Source organism: Micromonospora sp. M51 (genome assembly GCF_018070305.1).
Taxonomy (GTDB): Bacteria; Actinomycetota; Actinomycetes; order Mycobacteriales; family Micromonosporaceae; genus Micromonospora; species Micromonospora parva.
This window is the reverse complement of record NZ_JAGPXZ010000795.1, coordinates 1-2,679: the sequence shown is the minus strand read 5'-3', so window position 1 is coordinate 2,679 and position 2,679 is coordinate 1. Positions and strand designations below refer to the sequence as shown.

Here is a 2,679-nt window from a genome sequence, read left to right as displayed (position 1 = left end):
GTCCGCGCTGCTGCCGGAGAGCGCCCTCGCCGCCGAGATCGGCGAGTCGTGGCGGCACTGGGAGACGGTGGCGGTGCTCGGCGGCTGGGCGGTGCTGGGCATGCTGGCCGCGCCGGTGGTGCTGCGCCTGATGGCCCGCCGCGAGTCCGGTTCCACGATGGCCGCCCGCCGCGACCGCGCCCTGAGCCGCCGCGCCGCCTGACCCTGATCCACCCGTAGCTGTTCGATGTTCATCCGATCCCACCGAGGAGAGTGCTCATGTCCCGACTGGCCGAAGACCTTGTCCTGCTGCTGCTCGACGACGAGAGCGGGCGCAGCACCGTCGACCTCGGCCGCCGGTACCGGGCGGTCGGCAGTGCCGTGCTGCTCGACCTGGTGCGGGCCGGTCGCATCTCGATCCCCGCGTCGGACGACGCCCGGGAGGCCCGGGTGGTGGTCTCCGACGGCACCCCGACCGGCGACCCCGCCCTGGACACCGCGCTGGCGAAGCTGGGGGAGAAGCCGACCAAGGTCGGCTGGGCCGCCGAGAACCTCGGGCACGACTGCTGGAAGCCGCTGCTGGAGCTGCTCACCGCCGACGGCGCGATCCGGATCGAGGAGAATCGCGTGCTCGGCCTGGTGAAGACCCGCAGCTTCCCGACCGCTGACGGTTCGCGGGAGCGGGAGATCCGGGCCGGGATCGACGCGGCCCTCAACGGCGCGCGGCCCGACGAGGAGACCGCCGTGCTGATCACGATCCTGCACGGCATCGGCGCGGTCCCCGGTGCCCGGGACGAGGCGACCCGGCAGCGGGCCGCCGAGATCGCCCGGACCGCCTGGGCGTCCGGCCCGCTGCGGGACGCCTTCCACGGGCTGGACACGGCACAGCTCCTGATCCTGTTCGCCGCGAGCTGACCGCCGTGTCACCCGCCGCCGACCTGGTCCTCGTCGTCGACCACCAGCTGCCGACACCCGACCGCGACTCCGGTTCGTTGCGCCTGCAACGCGTCATCGACGAGCTGCTCGCCCTGGGGCGTCAGGTCGTGTTCCTTCCGCAGAACGGGACGGCCGAGCGGCAGTACGCGGACCGGTTGCGGGCGGCCGGCGTCGGTGTCATCACCGACCGGAGGCAGCAGGTCCGGTTCCTCGCCGACCAGGGGCACCGGATCGGCCTGGCGCTGCTCTGCCGGCCCGAGCCGGCGGTGCAGATGCTGGCGCGGGTGCGCGACGCCGCGCCGGGCTGCCTCGTCGCGTACGACACGGTCGATGTGCACTTTCGTCGACTCGACCGGCAGGCGGCGCTGGCCGCCGCGCAGGGCAGCCCGGACCGGTACGCGCTGCGGGCCCGAGCCGACAGCATGCGGGCGGTGGAATTGCTGCTGACCCGGGAATGCGACGTGACGCTGGTGGTCTCCGACGAGGAGCGTCACCTGCTGCGGGAGTTGGTGCCCGACGCGTGGGTCGAGGTGCTGTCGAACATCCACCGACCGGCGCGGACCACTGCGCAGCGGGCGTCGACGCCGAGGGTGCTCTTCGTCGGCAACTATCTGCACGAGCCGAACGTCGACGCGGCCCGCTGGCTGTGTACCGAGATCATGCCGCTGGTCTGGGCCGAGATGCCGGAGGTGACGGTGGATCTGGTCGGTGACGCGGCGCCGCCGGCGGTCAGGGCCATGGCCGGTGACCGGGTCACCGTGCACGGCTGGGTGCCCGATCTGGCACCCATGTACCGGCAGGCACGGGTGGCGGTCGCGCCGCTGCGCTACGGCGCCGGCGTGAAGGGCAAGGTGGGTGAGGCGATCGAGTACGGCGTACCGGTGGTGGGCACACCGATCGCCTTCGAGGGCATGGGGCTGGTGGCTGGCGTCGACGTCCTGGGCGGGGAGACCGCCGCGGAGCTGGCCGGCGAGTTGGTCCGGTTGCTCCGCGACGACGAGCTGGCCGGACGCCTCGTCGCGACGGCCGGAGCGGGGCTGTCGGCCCGGTTCGACGCCCGGGTGGCCCGGGGGGTGCTGGACCGGTTGCTGAACCGCTCACCTGCCGGTGCCGGACCACGCCAGGCGTCGTCGCCCGGTGTCGATTCGAAATCTTCAATAGCGACTTGTCGGACTGCGTCGGTTTCGGTGGGATAGAGGGGAGCAGGCGCGACCCGCCCGGAGGTGTCCAGTCGGACCCCGTCGGGCAGGTAGCCGGGGTCAGTCATATACCGGAGTCATCACCTCCGGGCCGTGACGGGTCCCGGCCCCCGCGAGCACCTTCCCCCGGGGTTGCTCGCGGGGGCGTTCACCGCCCCGCTCCCGTACCCCGGTATGGTCCCGGCAGAATTCAGCGCGGGCCATTCGGCGGAGGCGATGCGTCGGCGTGCTCGGCGTATTCTGCTCCCTGGTCCAGCGTCGGACCGCGTCGTATTGGATTACGGAAAGGCACACGAGGTAGTCGCATGGCCACGCAGATTGCTCAGCCCGACTTCGGGCGACGGCTGCGACGCCTCCGCACCGAACGCGGAATGTCCCAACGGGACCTTGCCGTGGGTGCGGTCAACCAGTCCTACATCTCGCTGCTCGAGTCCGGCACCCGGGTGCCGACGCTGGAGGTCGTCGCCCACCTGGTCGGTGTCCTCGGCGTACCGATGGCGGCCCTGGTCGACGTCGCCGCCCTGGACCCCGCGCCCGCGCCGACGCCCGGGCCGCGACCGTCCGC

General features: G+C 72.6%; 3 protein-coding genes and 1 pseudogene. All 4 read left to right on the top strand.

Translation table 11 applies throughout. The features are described from left to right. Positions 1–202: pseudogene (locus KBX53_RS28900) on the top strand (ABC transporter permease); the annotation flags it as partial. 56 nt (positions 203–258) lie between these two features. Continuing rightward, a complete protein-coding gene (locus KBX53_RS28895) occupies positions 259–894 on the top strand; it encodes a GPP34 family phosphoprotein (RefSeq protein ID WP_210862757.1) in 636 nt (211 codons plus the stop codon). A 5-nt stretch (positions 895–899) separates the two neighbouring features. Continuing rightward, entirely contained in the window at positions 900–2,111 is a 1,212-nt protein-coding gene (locus KBX53_RS37215) for a glycosyltransferase family 4 protein (RefSeq protein ID WP_210862755.1), read from the top strand. Between the two features lie 308 nt (positions 2,112–2,419). Beyond that, positions 2,420–2,679, top strand: a 260-nt coding sequence (locus KBX53_RS28885; RefSeq protein WP_210862753.1) for a helix-turn-helix domain-containing protein, incomplete at its 3' end; no start/stop codon positions are given.